The sequence below is a fragment of the Streptomyces sp. NRRL F-5122 genome, assembly GCF_001507435.1.
GTDB lineage: Bacteria > Actinomycetota > Actinomycetes > Streptomycetales > Streptomycetaceae > Streptomyces > Streptomyces lannensis.
Genome location: NZ_LMWH01000139.1, coordinates 30,999 through 45,816 on the forward strand (window position 1 = coordinate 30,999; position 14,818 = coordinate 45,816).

Sequence of the window (14,818 nt, forward strand, 5' to 3'; positions counted from 1 at the left end):
ACGACATGATGCGGGCCCGTGTCCGGTCCGTATCCGGGACCTCGGGGGGCTGTACAGCCGCTACGCGCGTAGATATGCTCGGCTGGTGACCATGCCCACCTCTGCATCCTCCCCCAAGCTCTCGGCCCCGCGCGAGCAGGGTGGTACCCCCACCGCTCTGGCGGACGTCACCGCGTCCGACAGCACGCTGCGCCGGTTCCTGCACGGGCTGCCCGGCGTCGACGCGGTCGGCCTGGAGGCGCGCGCCGCCTCGCTCGGCACCCGTTCCATCAAGACCACCGCGAAGGCGTACGCCATCGACCTCGCCATCTCGATGGTCGACCTGACGACGCTGGAAGGCGCGGACACCCCGGGCAAGGTCCGGGCGCTCGGCGCCAAGGCGGTCCACCCCGATCCGACGGACCGCACGACCCCCACGACCGCGGCCGTCTGTGTCTATCCGGACATGGTGGCCGTCGCGAAGGAGGCCGTCGCGGGCTCCGGTGTGAAGGTCGCGTCCGTCGCCACCGCCTTCCCGGCGGGCCGCGCCGCGCTCGACGTGAAGCTGGCCGACGTGCGCGAGGCCGTGGCGGCGGGTGCGGACGAGATCGACATGGTCATCGACCGCGGGGCGTTCCTCGCGGGCAGGTACATGAAGGTGTACGACGAGATCGTCGCCGTGAAGGAGTCCTGCGGGACCTCCGCCCGGCTGAAGGTCATCTTCGAGACCGGCGAGCTGTCGACGTACGACAACATCCGTCGGGCGAGCTGGCTCGGCATGCTGGCCGGGGCCGACTTCATCAAGACCTCGACCGGCAAGGTGGCGGTGAACGCCACGCCCGCGAACACCCTCCTCATGCTGGAGGCCGTCCGCGACTTCCGCGCGCAGACGGGGGTCCAGGTCGGTGTGAAGCCGGCCGGCGGCATCCGCACCTCGAAGGACGCCGTCAAGTTCCTGGTCCTGGTCAACGAGACGGCGGGGGAGGACTGGCTGGACAACCACTGGTTCCGCTTCGGCGCCTCCTCCCTCCTGAACGACCTGCTGATGCAGCGCCAGAAGCTGGCCACCGGCCGCTACTCCGGTCCCGACTACGTGACGGTGGACTGATCCTCCATGGCTTTCGAATACGCACCCGCACCCGAGTCCCGCGCGGTCGTCGACATCGCGCCCTCGTACGGCCTGTTCATCGACGGCGAGTTCGCGGAGGCGGCCGACGGCAAGGTCTTCAAGACCGTCAGCCCGTCCACCGAGGAGGTCCTCTCCGAGGTCGCCCAGGCCGGCGAGGCGGACGTGGACCGCGCGGTCAGGGCCGCCCGCAAGGCCTTCGAGAAGTGGTCGGCGCTGCCCGGCTCCGAGCGCGCGAAGTACCTCTTCCGTATCGCCCGCATCATCCAGGAGCGCAGCCGTGAGCTCGCGGTCCTGGAGACGCTGGACAACGGCAAGCCGATCAAGGAGACGCGCGACGCCGACCTGCCCCTGGTCGCCGCGCACTTCTTCTACTACGCCGGATGGGCCGACAAGCTCGGCCACGCAGGCTTCGGCTCCGACCCGCGGCCGCTGGGTGTCGCGGGACAGGTCATCCCCTGGAACTTCCCCCTGCTGATGCTGGCGTGGAAGATCGCCCCGGCGCTGGCGACGGGCAACACGGTCGTGCTGAAGCCCGCGGAGACCACGCCCCTGTCGGCCCTGTTCTTCGCGGACATCTGCCGGCAGGCGGGCCTGCCCAAGGGTGTCGTCAACATCCTTCCGGGCTACGGCGACGCGGGCGCCGCGCTCGTCGCGCACCCGGACGTGAACAAGGTCGCCTTCACCGGGTCCACGGCCGTCGGCAAGGAGATCGCGCGCACGGTCGCGGGCACCCGCAAGAAGCTCACCCTCGAACTGGGCGGCAAGGGTGCCAACGTCGTCTTCGACGACGCACCCGTGGACCAGGCCGTCGAGGGCATCGTGACAGGCATCTTCTTCAACCAGGGCCAGGTCTGCTGCGCGGGCTCCCGCCTTCTGGTCCAGGAGTCGATCCAGGACGAGCTGCTGGAGTCCCTCAAGCGCCGGCTGTCGACCCTGCGCCTCGGCGACCCGCTGGACAAGAACACCGACATCGGCGCGATCAACTCCGCCGAGCAGCTGGCCCGGATCACCGCGCTCGCCGAGCAGGGCGAGGCGGAGGGCGCCGAACGCTGGTCCCCCGCGTGCGAACTCCCTTCCTCCGGCTACTGGTTCGCCCCGACGCTCTTCACGAACGTCACCCAGGCCCACACCATCGCCCGCGACGAGATCTTCGGCCCGGTGCTGTCCGTCCTCACCTTCCGCACACCGGAAGAGGCCGTGGCCAAGGCCAACAACACCCAGTACGGCCTCTCCGCCGGCATCTGGACGGAGAAGGGCTCCCGGATCCTGGCCGTCGCGAACAAGCTGCGCGCCGGTGTCGTCTGGTCCAACACGTTCAACAAGTTCGACCCGACCTCGCCGTTCGGCGGCTACAAGGAGTCGGGCTTCGGCCGCGAGGGCGGTCGCCACGGCCTGGAGGCGTACCTCGATGTCTGAGAAGTCCGAGAAGAGCGAGAAGTCCGAGAAGTTCGAACGGCTCTCGGTCTTGAAGACCTACAAGCTGTACGTCGGCGGGAAGTTCCCGCGTTCCGAGAGCGGCCGGGTGTACGAGGTGGCGGACTCCAAGGGCAACTGGCTGGCGAACGCACCGCAGTCCTCCCGCAAGGACGCCCGTGACGCGGTGGTCGCCGCACGCAAGGCGTTCGGCGGCTGGTCGGGCGCGACGGCGTACAACCGCGGCCAGATCCTGTACCGCATCGCGGAGATGCTGGAGGGCCGCAAGGACCAGTTCGTACGGGAGGTCGGCGACGCCGAGGGCCTGTCGAAGGCCAAGGCGGCTGCGGTCGTCGACGCGGCGATCGACCGCTGGGTCTGGTACGCGGGCTGGACCGACAAGATCGCCCAGGTGGTCGGCGGCGGCAACCCGGTGGCGGGCCCGTTCTTCAACCTCTCCTCCCCCGAGCCCACGGGGGTGGTCGTGGTCCTCGCCCCGCAGGACTCCTCGTTCCTGGGACTGGTCTCGGTGATCGCCCCCGTGATCGCGACCGGCAACACGGCGGTGGTGATCGCGAGCGAGAAGTCCCCGCTCCCGGCCCTCTCCCTCGGGGAGATCCTGGCCACCTCCGACCTGCCGGGCGGAGTTGTCAACGTCCTCTCCGGCCGTACGACGGAGATCGCGGCGCCACTCGCCGCCCACCAGGACGTCAACGCGATCGACCTGGCCGGCGCCGACGAGGTGCTGGCGAAGGAGCTGGAGATCGCCGCGGCGGACAATCTGAAGCGCGTTCTTCGTCCACAGCCTGTGGATTACTCGGCGACTCCGGGCACCGAGCGACTGACGGCCTTCCTGGAGACGAAGACGGTCTGGCACCCCACGGGGTCGCTGGGCGCGTCCGGTTCGTCGTACTGACGCCCGAGAACCGAAGAGCCGCGTTGCCCCGCCGTCTCGGGGAAACGCGGCTCTCCGCCGTCCGGGCCGCGCACAACCGCTCAGTGCACCGCGCCGAGCACCTGTCCGAGCAGCGGCACACCGCCCAGCGACGGCGCCTGCGCCACCGGCCGGGTCAGGGCCTGTGAGGACAGCGGCGCGAAGTCGGCGACCTGGGTGGCGACTCCGTTGTCGAGCGGGTCGACTCCCGTACCCGCCAGCGGGTTGGGCTTGAGGCCCGCGACCGGACCGGTCGCGTGTCCCACGGTCCCGGTCAGCGCCGACAGCGCCGCCTGCGGGTCGGTGTGGCCGAGCGACGCGGGCCGCGCCGCCCCGTCCAGGACCGGAGCGGAGTCCGCCGACGCCGTGGCCGCACCCGCCGCCAGTGCGGCGCCCGTGGTCGCCAGGGCGACGAGAGTCCGCCGGACGGCGGGGTTCCTGGGGGAAGCGTGTCGTGCCATGGCTGCTGCCACCTTCTCCGTGCTCAAGGTAATCATGTCGGCACACAGGGTAGTTGAGGTGTGATCTGTGCTCCAAACGTCGACCCGCGGGGTCGGCCAGGTGGACGCAATGCGTCAGACTGGTGTCTCGTGAGTCCTCATCCCCCGGCCCCCGCCCGCGTTGTGCTGCTCTGCGGCCCCTCCGGTTCCGGCAAGTCCCTCGTCGCCGCCCTCTCCGGGCTCCCCGTGCTGCGGCTCGACGACTTCTACAAGGAGGGCGACGACCCGACACTGCCCCTGGTGGAGGGGAGTTCGGACATCGACTGGGACCACCCGCGGTCCTGGGACGCTGACGTCGCGGTCGCGGCCATCGCCGAACTGTGCGCCACGGGCCGTACGACGATCCCGGTGTACGACATCGCGCGCAGTGCGCGCACGGGCGAGGAGACACTGCACTTCGACCGCACGCCGGTCTTCGTCGCGGAGGGCGTCTTCGCCGCCGAGGTCGTGGAGCGGTGCAGGGAACTCGGCCTCCTCGCCGACGCGCTGTGCCTGACCCGCGGTCCCGTCACCACGTTCCGCCGCCGCTTCGTGCGCGACCTCAAGGAGGGCCGCAAGTCGGTCCCGTTCCTGCTGCGTCGCGGCTGGCGGCTGATGCGGGCGGAACGGTCGATCGTCGCCCGCCAGACCGGCCTCGGCGCCCACGCCTGCGGCCGGGACGAGGCGCTGAGCCGGCTGGACGCCGCGGCCGCGGGACGGCGCGCATCGCTGCGCACGGCCGCCTGACCGCCTGACCCGCCGCAAAGAAAAACGGGACTGGACGGACCCCCCGGCCCTCCAGTCCCGCTCTCCCCCCGTGGTGGAACTTCCCCCGTGGTCCCCCGTGACCCCGTTGTTCCCCCCCAGCGGCCCCCCGTTGCCGCTCCCCCGTATTCCCCCTGCGAGGCTCCCCCCGAGCCCCTGATCCCTCAGGCGACAAGCTCCCCGAAGGACTCCTCCTCGTCACGGCCGAAGCTGAGGACCTCGTCCTCGCGCAGCCGGCGGAGCGACCGCCAGATGCTCGACTTCACCGTGCCGACACTGATGTCGAGGATCTCCGCGATCTCCGGGTCCGTGCGGCCCTCGTAGTAGCGCAGGACCAGCATGGTGCGCTGGAGTTCGGGCAGCCGGGCCAGCGCCTGCCACAGGACGGCGCGCAGTTCGGTGCCGCGCATCGCGTCCGTGTCACCGGCGGTCTCCGGCAGCTCCTCGGTCGGGTACTCGTTCAGCTTGCGGCGGCGCCACGCGCTGATGTGCAGGTTGGTCATCGTCCGCCGCAGATAGCCCCCCACGGCGGCCTTGTCGCTGATCCGGTCCCAGGCCCGGTACGTCGAGAACAGCGCGCTCTGCAGCAGGTCCTCGGCCTCGAAGCGGTCACCGGTCAGGTGGTAGGCGGTTGCGTACAGGGAGGCGCGGCGCTCCTCGACATAGGCGGTGAACTCCGCCTCGGTCGCCGAACGGCCCTCCCCCGAGGTCTCCCCGTACGCGGTTCCCCCGTGAGCCTCCCCCGTGCGTGCGTCAACCACCGTGATGTAACCGGTGTGCTGACGCCCGGTGCCGCGAGCGCACCCCCGCCCGCTCACGGCACCGGACTTCTCGGTGTTCCGGGTGACATCGTGCAGACGCGTGACAACTGCGCCCGTGCTGGTGCTGTGCAGCGTGTTCATCTCGCGCCCCCCGTCGTGGAGTCCCCGGTCATCCGTGCGGCCTTGCTTGTGTCGAAAAGCTTGCCCGGCCCACTTCATCGCCGTGTCCGCCGACTGTCACAGACCTGTCACAGGGGCGGTGCGCAGCGACACCTCGACACGAACACGGAGGAGAGTCGTGCGGCTACGCAACCGCACCGCCGTCGTCGCCTCGCGGGCCAAGACGAGCGGGAGCGCTCCAACGGTCGATAGACGGCCACGGCATGGGCCAGAATGGCCCCCGTGCCTTCCCTGTTGCTGATCGAGGACGACGACGCCATCCGAACGGCCCTGGAGCTCTCTTTGACGCGCCAGGGACACCGTGTGGCCACCGCTGCCACCGGAGAGGACGGTCTCAAACTGCTGCGCGAACAGCGGCCGGACCTGATCGTGCTGGACGTGATGCTGCCCGGCATCGACGGGTTCGAGGTGTGCCGGCGCATCCGGCGCACCGACCAGCTGCCGATCATCCTGCTGACCGCGCGCAGCGACGACATCGACGTCGTGGTGGGGCTCGAGTCGGGCGCGGACGACTACGTCGTCAAGCCCGTGCAGGGCCGGGTGCTCGATGCCCGGATCCGGGCCGTGCTGCGGCGCGGCGAGCGCGAGTCCAGCGACTCGGCGACGTTCGGCAATGTCGTCATCGACCGGTCGGCCATGACGGTCACCAAGAACGGCGAGGACCTCCAGCTGACCCCGACCGAGCTGCGGCTGCTGCTGGAGCTGAGCCGTCGGCCCGGCCAGGCGCTGTCCCGCCAGCAGCTGCTCCGGCTGGTGTGGGAGCACGACTACCTGGGCGACTCCCGGCTCGTCGACGCCTGCGTGCAGCGGCTGCGCGCCAAGGTCGAGGACGTCCCGTCGTCCCCCACGCTGATCCGTACGGTCCGCGGCGTCGGCTACCGGCTGGACGCCCCTCAGTGACGGATCCGCAGGGGGGACGCCGCGGCTTGTCCGCGGCACGCAGGACCGTACAGTCACGCATCCGCTTCACGAGCCTCAGGCTGCGTCTGGTCGTCGTCTTCGGGCTCGTGGCGCTGACCGCCGCCGTGTCGGCGTCCGCCATCGCGTACTGGCTCAACCGCGAGGCCGTCCTCACCCGCACCCAGGACGCGGTGCTGCGCGACTTCCAGCAGGAGATGCAGAACCGGGCGAGTTCGCTGCCGGTGCATCCGACACAGGACGAACTGCAGCACACCGCCGGGCAGATGGCGAACAGCAGCCAGCGCTTCAGCGTGCTCCTGGTCGCGACCGACGAGCAGGGCAGGACCGTCGTCGGCAACTCCGACCTGGACACCTTCACGCTGGAGGACGTGCCGAAGTCCCTGCAGAAGGCGGTGAACAAGCAGCAGACGGCGTCGTCGGCGGGCGGGCACGCCTACCACCTCTACTGGCAGCGGATCGTCGACGGCGGCAAACCGTCCCTGGTGGGCGGCGCGAAGGTGATCGGCGGCGGCCCGACCGGCTATATGCTCAAGTCCCTGGAGCCGGAGGCCAAGGACCTGAACTCCCTCGCCTGGTCGCTCGGTATCGCCACCGGACTCGCGCTCATCGGCTCGGCCCTGCTCGCGCAGGCGGCCGCCACGACCGTGCTCAAGCCGGTGCACCGCCTCGGCATCGCGGCCCGCCGCCTCGGCGAGGGGCAGCTGGACACCCGGCTGCGCGTCTCAGGCACCGACGAACTGGCGGAGCTGTCCCGGACGTTCAACAGCGCCGCGGAGTCGCTGGAGAAGAAGGTCGCGGACATGAGCTCCCGCGAGGAGGCCTCCCGCCGCTTCGTCGCCGACATGTCCCACGAACTGCGGACGCCCCTCACCGCGATCACGGCCGTCACCGAGGTCCTGGAGGAGGAGCTGGACGCCGGGACGGGCGGTCTCGACCCGATGATCGAGCCGGCCGTACGACTGGTGGTCAGCGAGACCCGGCGGCTGAACGACCTCGTCGAGAACCTGATGGAGGTCACCCGCTTCGACGCGGGCACGGCCCGGCTGGTAGTCGACTACGTGGACATCGCCGACCAGATCACCGCGTGCATCGACGCCCGCGCGTGGCTGGACGCCGTCGAACTGAATGCCGAGCGGGGCATCATGGCCCGCCTCGACCCGCGCCGCCTCGACGTGATCCTGGCGAACCTGATCGGCAACGCGCTCAAGCACGGCGGTTCGCCGGTTCGGGTCGCGGTGCGCGAGGAGGGCGAGGAGCTCGTCATCGAGGTGCGCGACCACGGCCCCGGCATCCCCGAGGACGTCCTGCCGCACGTCTTCGACCGCTTCTACAAGGCCAGCGCCTCACGGCCGCGCTCCGAGGGCAGCGGCCTCGGCCTGTCCATCGCGATGGAGAACGCGCACATCCACGGCGGCGAGATCACGGCCGCCAACTCCCCCGAGGGCGGGGCGGTGTTCACGCTGCGGCTGCCGCGCGACGCGTCGCCGCTGGTCGAGGAGGAGAAGCGGAACGGGAACGGCACAAAGGGGAACGCCCGATGAGAAGACGTGGCGTGCGCCCCTGGCTGGCCGTTCCGCTGCTGGCCGCGCTGCTGGCCGGCTGCGGCATCCGCTCCACCCAGGTGCCGACGGACTTCGGCCCCGCGCCGTCCCGGATGCCGTGCGCGCTGTCCGGCGCGGATCTGTCCACCCAGGCGGGTCGCGGCATCCCGGTCCAGGTCTTCCTGCTGTGCGCCTCGCAACTGGTGACGGTGGACCGTTCGGTGCGCATCCCGGACGGCACGGCCGAGGCCGAGCGGCGGGTTCTGGTGGCCCAGGGACTGCTCGACCAGCTCGCCGCGAAGCCGTCCGCCGCGGAGAAGCAGGCGGGCTACACGACGGACGTGTCGGAGGGCGTCAAGGTGAGCGGGCCGCGCGGCAGGGACCCGGAGGACACCTTCCGGCTGAGCACCCGGGTGCAGGACCTCACCCCCTTCGCCCTGGCGCAGATCGTGTGCACGTTCGCCGACTCCGAGGCCACCGCCGCCGACGACGGCACGGTCGTGCTCGGCGGATCCGACGCCCAGCAATTGCGCCGGTACGAGTGCACGACCGATGTGCGCTCCCACCCGGGCGAGAAGCAGCCGCCGTCCACGGAGGTCACCTCCCCCTGAGCGACCACACCGGCGTCCTCTCTCCGGTTCCTCGCCCGGGGATCGTGTGAGGAACCGTTCATATGCCGGCGGCGCGACGCGGAACCGGAGGCACCGGAGGCGGCGTCTTGGGGGGCGTGCAGCGTCAAGGCTCGATCGGCGGCAGCGCCGTGATCCGCGTCCGTGTGGCAGGGGGTGTCCTCCTCGTCGCACATCTCGTGCTCGTCGCCTGGATCACACTGCGCCCGCTGGACGTGCCCTGGGTGAGGCCCGCCAACCTCCATCCGCTCGCCGGTATCCGAGCCGACCTCGTGCTGGGCTGGCCGGAGGCCGCCCGGCGCATCGGGAAGGGGCTCGCGCTGCTCGCTCCGCTCGGGGTGCTGCTGCCCATGGCGGGCGGCCGGCTCCACGTCTCGCCGTTCGCCTCGCTGGCCCGTACGGTCGCCGCGGGCAGTCTGATCTCCCTGGGCATCGAGCTGGTGCAGACCGGGGTCCCCGGTCAGGTCGTGGACATCGACACGATCCTGCTCAGCACGGTCGGTGTGGCGCTGGCCCACCTGCTGGTCGTCCCCGCGGCGCGGTACCGGCTCCGCCGCCTGGCCGAGCACCGGCGCCGGTCCGCCCACCCCAGGGAGGAGCCGTCCCAGGGGCGGACCCCGACGATTCCCAGGGTCGGGATAGCTCCGTAGAGTGACGCTTCGCCCCCCTTCGTCCCCGTAGCGTGAAGGATATCGAAAGCGACGAGGAAGCCTCACCGCCGCACAGCACGGACGGCATCGGGGACCCGGACGCGATCGGCCGTCCCGGCAGCCGCCGGGACCGGATTCCCGGCTACGGTTCGCGAAGGAGCCACCATGACCGCCCTGGCCCGCCCCACTCACGGACGGATGATCGGCGGAGTGTGCGCAGCGCTGGCACGGCGCTTCGGCACCTCCGCCACCACGATGCGCGTGATCTTCGTGCTGTCGTGCCTGCTGCCCGGCCCCCAGTTCCTGCTCTACATAGCCCTGTGGATCCTGTTCCCCTCGGAGGAGAAGGCGGGCGCACACACGGCCTGGTGACGGCCGGTGCTCCGGCAACCGCACGCACGCGAAGGGGCGTCCCGACCCGGGGCGCCCCTTCGCGTGCGTCGAACCCGTCGCGTCAGCCCAGCGGGATGCCGTTCAGCGGCAGGCCGTGGCTGGGCAGTCCCTTGACCGGCAGACCACCGAGCAGCCCGGTGACCGGGGCCGCCGGACCGTCGGAGAGGGCCTGGTGGGCGGCCGGCTGCGCGGCGCTCACCGCCCGGCCGAGCGCGCTCTGCCCCTGGCCGAGTGCCTCACCCGCGCCGGGCACCATCCCGGCGACACCGCCCACCGGCAGCGCCTGGGAGACGGTGTCGAGCCCGGTGACGTCCGGCGTGGCCGGGGCGGCGCTCGCAACACCGGCGCCCGTGGCGGCGAAGGCGGCACCGAGAGCGGCGACACCGAGGGTCTTGGCAGCAGACTGCTTCATGATGAACGCGTCCTTGGTCCGTTGACGGAGATGTGAGCGGTCCAGAACCGTAAACACGTGAATCGGCGATCCGCAAACATCACAAAGCGGCCGGAAAAATGGCTCCCGGCCGCCCCGAAAACGAGCCAGTCAGTCCTCGGACTCCACAGAACCGCTGGTGGAGGCGGTCTGCTTGAACAGCCATTCGGACTTCAATTCTGCGTATCCCGGCTTGATGACGTCATTGATCATCGCCAGCCGTTCATCGAAAGGAATGAATGCTGACTTCATAGCATTGACAGAGAACCATTGAAGATCCTCGAGCGTGTAACCGAATGCCTCGACCAGATGGTCGAATTCCCGGCTCATGCTCGTCCCCGACATCAGACGATTGTCCGTGTTCACCGTGGCACGGAAGTGCAGCCGCCGCAGCAGCCCGATGGGGTGGTCCGTGTACGAGTCGGCCGCCCCGGTCTGCAGATTGGAGCTGGGGCACAACTCGAGCGGGATGCGCTTGTCGCGCACGTACGAGGCGAGGCGCCCGAGCTTGACCGAACCGTCGTCGAGGACCTGGATGTCGTCGATGATCCGCACCCCGTGCCCGAGCCGGTCGGCGCCGCACCACTGAAGCGCCTGCCAGATGGACGGCAGCCCGAAGGCCTCTCCGGCGTGGATGGTGAAGTGGTTGTTCTCGCGCTTGAGGTACTCGAAGGCGTCCAGGTGCCGGGTGGGCGGGTAACCGGCCTCGGCTCCGGCGATGTCGAAGCCGACCACGCCGAGATCCCGGTAGCGGTTCGCCAGTTCGGCGATCTCCAGGGCACGGGCCGCGTGCCGCATGGCGGTGAGCAGGGCGCCGACCCGGATGCGGTGTCCGTTCTCCCTGGCCTGCCGCTCGCCCTGGCGGAAGCCCTCGTTGACGGCCTCGACGACCTCCTCGAGGCTGAGCCCGCCCTCCAGATGCTGCTCGGGCGCATAGCGCACCTCCGCATAGACGACGCCGTCCTCGGCGAGGTCCTCGGCGCACTCGGCGGCCACGCGCACCAGCGCCTCGCGGGTCTGCATCACCCCGACGGTGTGCGAGAAGGTCTCCAGGTACCGCTCCAGCGAACCCGAGTCGGCTGCCTCGCGGAACCACACGCCGAGCTTGTCCGGATCCGTCTCGGGGAGATGCGCATAGCCGGTGTCCCGGGCGAGTTCGACGATCGTCCCGGGGCGCAGGCCCCCGTCGAGATGGTCGTGCAGCAGGACCTTGGGAGCCCGGCGGATCTGATCCAAGCTCGGGGTGTTCTGGTGCTGGCTCGTCATTGCCGCACCATAGCGCCTACGCGCGTAGAACACGAAGAGCGGCGATGCGTCGATACCCAAAGGTGACCACCGGGACGGGTTTCGTACACCGCTGCTTCTGACACTGTTCTGTCATGGCAGATCAAGCGACGCCGGTTCGCACGGCCCGGCTGGGGAGGGCGCTCGGCCCGGAACCGGCGACGGTGAACGGAGCGGTGCTGCTCCTGCCGGGAGGCGACGAGATCTCCGCCCGCAGGCCCTCTCCCCTGATGGCCGCCGTCTCGGTCCGCGCCCTCGGCCGCCGGCTGGCACGCGCGGGCCGCGGCGAGGGGCTGGTCATCCATGTGGTGCACTACCGCTACCGCGGCTGGAACGGCAGCGAGGCGCATCTGTCGCAGGATGCCGACTGGGCAGCGGACGAGATCGTGAGACGCCACGGAGACGTGCCCGTCTGCCTCGCCGGCGTGGGCATGGGCGGCCGGGCCGCGCTGCATGCCGCCGGGCACACTGCCGTCAACTCCGTGCTCGCGCTCGCCCCTTGGCTGCCCGAGGACGACATGGCCGCGTCGCCCGAACCGGTGAAGCAGCTCGCCGGACGGCAGGTGCTGATCGTGCACGGCACCAACGACGAACGCACCGATCCCGAGCTGTCGTTCAGGCTGGCGGAGCGGGCCAAGAAGGCCAATCGCGACGTCTGCCGCTTCGAAGTGCATGCGGACGGGCACGGGTTGCACCAGTACCGGTCAGAAGTGCAGGCGCTGGCCGAGGACTTCGTGATGGGCGCACTGTTCGGACTGCCTTTCTCCCGACCGGTGCAGGACGCGCTGGCGGCTCCGCCTCCCCTGGGTCTGAGGATGCCGTTGGCGGCCGGGTTCGGGCGGTCGCTGCGACGGTGAGGGGCGCCGCCGCGGCACACCGTAGGCGGCCGTGTGCGGCTCACGGGCGGGCCCTGGCGGCCCGTGCGGTCAGTCGGGCAGGAGCTGTCCTCTCCGTGACAGCAGAAAGCTCTTGAACGCGGCCACCGGCGGCGTGTCGACATGCCCTTCGAGCCATGCGACACCGATCTCCCGCACCGCGCGCGGCGCCGTGACGGTCAGTTCGACGACCCCGGGGCGGGGCACGGCGGGCGGCGGCAGCAGCGCCACGCCGAGCCCCGCCGCCACCAGGCCGCGCAGAGTCTCGGCCTCCTCGCCCTCGAAGGAGACCCGTGGCGTGAACCCGGCCTCGCGGCACAGGTCGTCGGTCATGCGGCGGAGCCCATAACCGGGTTCGAGGGTCACGAAGGTCTCCTCGGCGGCCTCGGCGAGCCGGATGCGCCTGCGGCCCGCGAGCCGGTGGTCGGCGGGGACGACCAGCCGCAGCTTCTGCTCGTCGAGGCGGCGCGCGACGAGGTCGGGGGCCTCCGGCACCGGCGAGGTGAGGCAGAGGTCGAGTTCCCCCGCGCGGAGCTTCTCGAGCATCGCCTCGCCGTAGTTCTGGACGAGGCTGAAGCGCACGCGCGGATGGCCGGCGCGGAAGGCGTGGATCAGTCCGGGCACGGTCTCGGCGCCCATCGTGTGCAGAAAGCCGAAGGCGACCTTGCCGGTCGCGGGGTCGGCGTCCGCGCGCACCTCCTCGGCGCCCCGTCCGATCTCGACAAGGGCGCGCTCCACGGATGCGAGGAACGTACGTCCGGCCGGGGAGAGCGAGACCGTGCGGCCGCGCCGGGCGAACAGCTCGACGCCCAGGTCGTGTTCGAGCCGGACCAGCGCCCGGGACAGGGTGGACTGCGGGACCTGCATCTCCTGCGCGGCCCGCGTGACGTGCTCCGTCCGCGCGACCCCCGCGAAGTACGCGAGGCGCGGCGCGAGCAGGGTGACGATGTCTGCTGCGTCACTTGTGTCACCGGATGATGACAGGCCCTTCGCTGAGCTCTGCTGATGCACCATGGGAACGATTATGGGGTTTCTGTGCATTGGACGCATGAAGACCCGGGTCCCTACGTTCGAGGTATGCCTGCTGCCGATACCGGGGCGTCCACCGTCGTGGGCGCCGACCCCGTCACCGCCGACTCCCGTATGCGCCCGGGTGGGCCGGGCTACCGCCGGGTGAGTCTCGCCCTCTTCCTCGCGGGCGTGGCGACCTTCGCCCTCCTCTACTCCACGCAGGCCCTGCTGCCGCTCGTCTCCCGCGACTTCGGGGTGACCGCGAGCGCGGCGAGCTGGACCGTGTCGGGCGCGACCGGCGGACTGGCGCTGTTCGTCCTGCCCATGAGCGCGCTCTCCGAGCGGTTCGGACGGCGCACGCTGATGACGGCTTCGCTGGCGGTCGCGGTGACGGTCGGTCTGCTGGTTCCCTTCGCCCCGTCTCTCGGCACGCTGATCGCTCTGCGCGCGGTGCAGGGCGCGGCGCTGGCCGGGCTGCCGGCCTCGGCGACCGCGTACCTGGCCGAGGAGGTCACCCCCAAGGCCCTGATCACGGCGATCGGCCTGTTCGTCGCCGGCAACAGCGTCGGGGGCATGAGCGGCCGCGTGATCACCGGCTGGGTCGCGCAGGAGTGGGGCTGGAGGGTCGCCGTCGGCACGATCGGTGTGATCGCGGTCGCCTGCGCGCTGGCCTTCCGGCTGCTGCTGCCGGAGCCGAAGCACTTCAAGGCCGGCTCGCTGCACCCGCGCGTCCTCGCCCGCACCGTCCGCGACCACCTCGCCGATCCGCTGCTGCGCCGGCTCTACGCGATCGGCGCACTGTTCATGACGGTGTTCGGCGGGGTCTACACGGTGATCGGCTACCGCCTGACGGACCGGCCGTTCGGCCTGCCCCAGGGCGTCATCGGGTCGATCTTCCTGGTGTACCTGGTCGGTACGGTGACGGCGTCGACGGCCGGCCGGCTGGTGGGCCGGCTGGGCCGCCGCGGGGCGCTGTACCTGGCGGCCGGCACCACGACGGCGGGACTGCTGCTGTCCCTGGCATCCACCCTGCCGCTGGTGCTGCTGGGGCTGGTCCTGATCACCGCGGGCTTCTTCACGGGCCACGCGGTGGCGTCCTCGGCCGTCAGCCACACCGCGAAGCGGGGCCGCGCCCAGGCGTCCGCCCTCTACCAGTCGGCCTACTACATCGGCTCCAGCACGGGCAGCACGCTCGGCGCGGTGGCCTTCCACGCGGGTGGCTGGGCCGGAACCGCGGGTATGGGCGTGCTGGCGGTGCTCGGCGTCGTGACCATCACGTTGTTCGGTTCGAGGGCGGCCCGTCTGGCGGTCCGGGTGGCGTAGCGCGCGGTGCGGCGGCGGTCTGCGCAAGATCGCGGAAGCCGTCCTCACCTGCCCTTTTCCCCACTCGGGGGGTCGTTGTCAGTGGGCTGCGGTAGCTTCCGGAGTGCTGGGGCGCGACGAT

16 protein-coding genes are annotated in these 14,818 nt (G+C 70.9%); 11 read left to right on the forward strand and 5 right to left on the reverse strand.

Translation table 11 applies throughout. The features are described 5' to 3' along the window. Positions 1–91: 91 nt before the first annotated feature. Genes deoC through ADL25_RS16310 form a run of 3 tightly spaced genes read left to right on the forward strand, consistent with a single transcriptional unit; the run spans position 92 to position 3,437 of the window. Positions 92–1,087 carry a deoxyribose-phosphate aldolase gene (gene deoC / locus ADL25_RS16300; RefSeq protein WP_059128540.1) on the forward strand — a complete coding sequence of 332 codons (996 nt, stop codon included), beginning with the start codon at positions 92–94 and terminating at the stop codon, positions 1,085–1,087. Positions 1,088–1,093: 6 nt separating this feature from the next. Beyond that, on the forward strand, positions 1,094–2,524 hold the full coding sequence (locus ADL25_RS16305) for an aldehyde dehydrogenase family protein (protein WP_059128460.1): 1,431 nt from the start codon (positions 1,094–1,096) through the stop codon (positions 2,522–2,524). Beyond that, positions 2,517–3,437 (forward strand): aldehyde dehydrogenase family protein, encoded by a 921-nt coding sequence (locus ADL25_RS16310; protein ID WP_059128461.1) that lies wholly within the window; start codon positions 2,517–2,519, stop codon positions 3,435–3,437. Before ADL25_RS16305 ends, ADL25_RS16310 begins: the two co-directional genes overlap by 8 nt. Before the next feature lie 80 nt (positions 3,438–3,517). On the opposite strand, the gene ADL25_RS16315 is transcribed toward ADL25_RS16310, so the two are convergent. Then, a complete protein-coding gene (locus ADL25_RS16315; protein WP_059128462.1) occupies positions 3,518–3,916 on the reverse strand; it encodes a hypothetical protein in 399 nt (132 codons plus the stop codon). A gap of 129 nt (positions 3,917–4,045) precedes the next feature. On the opposite strand from ADL25_RS16315, the gene ADL25_RS16320 reads away from it, so the two are divergent. Further along, entirely contained in the window at positions 4,046–4,681 is a 636-nt protein-coding gene (locus ADL25_RS16320; protein ID WP_234380939.1) for a uridine kinase family protein, read from the forward strand. 182 nt (positions 4,682–4,863) lie between these two features. Here the strand turns inward: ADL25_RS16320 and ADL25_RS16325 are convergent, their stop codons facing one another. Then, complete coding sequence (locus ADL25_RS16325; RefSeq protein WP_059128464.1) at positions 4,864–5,601, reverse strand: SigE family RNA polymerase sigma factor; 738 nt, start codon at positions 5,599–5,601, stop codon at positions 4,864–4,866. A 261-nt stretch (positions 5,602–5,862) separates the two neighbouring features. On the opposite strand from ADL25_RS16325, the gene afsQ1 reads away from it, so the two are divergent. From afsQ1 to ADL25_RS16350, 5 genes are all read left to right on the forward strand, one after another. Beyond that, a complete protein-coding gene (afsQ1, locus tag ADL25_RS16330) occupies positions 5,863–6,540 on the forward strand; it encodes a two-component system response regulator AfsQ1 (RefSeq protein ID WP_181923142.1) in 678 nt (225 codons plus the stop codon). Continuing rightward, a complete protein-coding gene (locus ADL25_RS16335) occupies positions 6,537–8,102 on the forward strand; it encodes a sensor histidine kinase (RefSeq protein ID WP_059128466.1) in 1,566 nt (521 codons plus the stop codon). The genes afsQ1 and ADL25_RS16335 overlap by 4 nt, the downstream gene beginning before the upstream one ends. Next, positions 8,099–8,713, forward strand: a complete 615-nt coding sequence (locus tag ADL25_RS16340; protein WP_059128467.1) for a hypothetical protein — start codon at positions 8,099–8,101, stop codon at positions 8,711–8,713. The genes ADL25_RS16335 and ADL25_RS16340 overlap by 4 nt, the downstream gene beginning before the upstream one ends. A gap of 116 nt (positions 8,714–8,829) precedes the next feature. Beyond that, a complete protein-coding gene (locus tag ADL25_RS16345; protein WP_059128541.1) occupies positions 8,830–9,381 on the forward strand; it encodes a VanZ family protein in 552 nt (183 codons plus the stop codon). Positions 9,382–9,546: 165 nt separating this feature from the next. Beyond that, entirely contained in the window at positions 9,547–9,753 is a 207-nt protein-coding gene (locus ADL25_RS16350; protein WP_059128468.1) for a PspC domain-containing protein, read from the forward strand. A gap of 82 nt (positions 9,754–9,835) precedes the next feature. Here the strand turns inward: ADL25_RS16350 and ADL25_RS16355 are convergent, their stop codons facing one another. Both ADL25_RS16355 and ADL25_RS16360 read right to left on the reverse strand, forming a co-directional pair. Continuing rightward, a complete protein-coding gene (locus ADL25_RS16355) occupies positions 9,836–10,186 on the reverse strand; it encodes a hypothetical protein (protein ID WP_059128469.1) in 351 nt (116 codons plus the stop codon). A 129-nt stretch (positions 10,187–10,315) separates the two neighbouring features. Continuing rightward, the gene (locus tag ADL25_RS16360) at positions 10,316–11,470 is read right to left on the reverse strand and encodes an adenosine deaminase (protein ID WP_059128470.1); all 1,155 of its coding nucleotides are present in this window, start codon (positions 11,468–11,470) and stop codon (positions 10,316–10,318) included. A gap of 113 nt (positions 11,471–11,583) precedes the next feature. On the opposite strand from ADL25_RS16360, the gene ADL25_RS16365 reads away from it, so the two are divergent. Then, positions 11,584–12,345, forward strand: coding sequence for an alpha/beta hydrolase family protein (locus ADL25_RS16365; RefSeq protein WP_059128471.1), 762 nt, complete (start codon positions 11,584–11,586; stop codon positions 12,343–12,345). A gap of 69 nt (positions 12,346–12,414) precedes the next feature. Here ADL25_RS16365 and ADL25_RS16370 read toward each other — a convergent pair whose 3' ends face one another. After that, positions 12,415–13,377, reverse strand: a complete 963-nt coding sequence (locus tag ADL25_RS16370) for a LysR family transcriptional regulator (RefSeq protein ID WP_059128472.1) — start codon at positions 13,375–13,377, stop codon at positions 12,415–12,417. A 63-nt stretch (positions 13,378–13,440) separates the two neighbouring features. On the opposite strand from ADL25_RS16370, the gene ADL25_RS16375 reads away from it, so the two are divergent. After that, on the forward strand, positions 13,441–14,697 hold the full coding sequence (locus tag ADL25_RS16375; protein ID WP_059128473.1) for an MFS transporter: 1,257 nt from the start codon (positions 13,441–13,443) through the stop codon (positions 14,695–14,697). The last annotated feature ends 121 nt before the right edge of the window (positions 14,698–14,818 follow it).